The organism is Yoonia sp. R2-816, assembly GCF_046762905.1.
Classification (GTDB): Bacteria; Pseudomonadota; Alphaproteobacteria; order Rhodobacterales; family Rhodobacteraceae; genus Yoonia.
In genome coordinates this window covers 1-1,529 of sequence record NZ_JBKQXN010000313.1, presented here as the reverse complement: position 1 = coordinate 1,529, position 1,529 = coordinate 1, and the positions used below count along the sequence as shown (strand labels likewise).

General features: G+C 53.7%; 1 protein-coding gene. It reads left to right on the top strand.

All coding sequences use genetic code 11. The annotated features are described in order from the left end of the window. The coding region (locus tag ACFWW2_RS21025; RefSeq protein ID WP_393931503.1) for an Ig-like domain-containing protein at positions 1 to 1,529 on the top strand (1,529 nt) is incomplete at both ends.

Here is a 1,529-nt window from a genome sequence, read left to right as displayed (position 1 = left end):
TGGCAGTCTGAAGACGGGCAGCAAGGCGATACGTCCAATTCTGCCATCAAAGCCCGTATTTTTGGTGCGGATGGTAACGAGATCGTCAGTGAGTTCCTGGTCAATGAATTTGCCAATGGCACTCAAGGTAGCCCGAGTATTACAGCCCTCGACAATGGCCATTTTGTTGTCACCTGGCAGTCTGATGACAGGCAGCAAGGCGATACGTCTGGTTATGCCGTCAAGGCCCGCATTTTTGATGCGGATGGCAACGAGACCGTCAGCGAGTTCCTGGTCAATGAATTTACCAATGACACTCAAGGCAGTCCGAGTGTGACAGCGCTCGCCAATGGTCATTTCGTCGTCACCTGGGAGTCTGATGGCCAGCAGCAAGGCGATACGTCCAGTAGTGTCATCAAGGCCCGCATTTTTGATGCGACTGGCAACGAGACCGTCAGCGAGTTCCTGGTCAATGAATTCACCAATAACTTGCAAATCGACCCAGGTGTTACAGCGCTCGCCAATGGTCATTTCATCGTCACCTGGACGTCTGCTGATCAGCAGCAAGGCGATACGTCTGGTTGGGCCGTCAAGGCCCGTATTTTCGATACGGATGGAAATGAGATCGTCAGTGAGTTCCTGGTGAATGAATTTACCAATGACACTCAAGGCAGCCCGAGTATTACAGCGCTCACCAATGGCAATTTTATCGTCACCTGGCAGTCTTGGGACCAGCAGCAAGGTGATACGTCTCATACTGCCATCAAGGCCCGCATTTTTGATGCGAACGGTGTCGAGATTGTCAGCGAATTCCTGGTCAATGAGTTTCCCAATGGTGGTCAATACGACCCGAATGTGACAGCGCTCGCCAATGGCCATTTCGTCGTCACCTGGACATCTGGTGACGAGCAGCAAGGTGATACGTCTAGCTGGGCCATCAAGGCCCGTATTTTTGATGCGAATGGTATTGCTCAAAATCCCAATCTTGTCACAGAAGATGCTGTCACTTTGATTGATACAGCCACCCTTCTTGCCAACGACAGTGATATCGACGGGGATGCACTCACGGTGACAGATGTGTCCGCCACAAGTACGCATGGTGCCACCCTGACGCTGAACACCGGCGGGACGATCAGCTATGATCCCACCGGTGCAGAGGCTGTTCAGGCCCTGGCAGAGGGTCAGACACTGACGGATACCTTCACCTATACCGTCAGTGACGGCCATGGCGGGGAGAGCACCGCAACCGTTTCTGTCGTTGTTCACGGAACCAATGATGCACCTATTGTGGCGATTGCATTGCCTCCTCAGTCTTCAGCAGAAGATGAAGCCGTGAGTTTTGCACTACCAGCCAACGCATTCACGGATGTGGATGGCGATGCACTGACCCTGAGTGCAACGCTGGTTGGGGGTGCGGCGCTGCCGGACTGGCTGATGTTTGATGCGGCTTCGGGGAGTTTCTCGGGCACACCGCCGCAGGGCTTCAATGGTACATTGAGTGTCACGGTGACGGCCAGCGATGGGTCTCTTTCAGCAAGCGATGCCTTTGC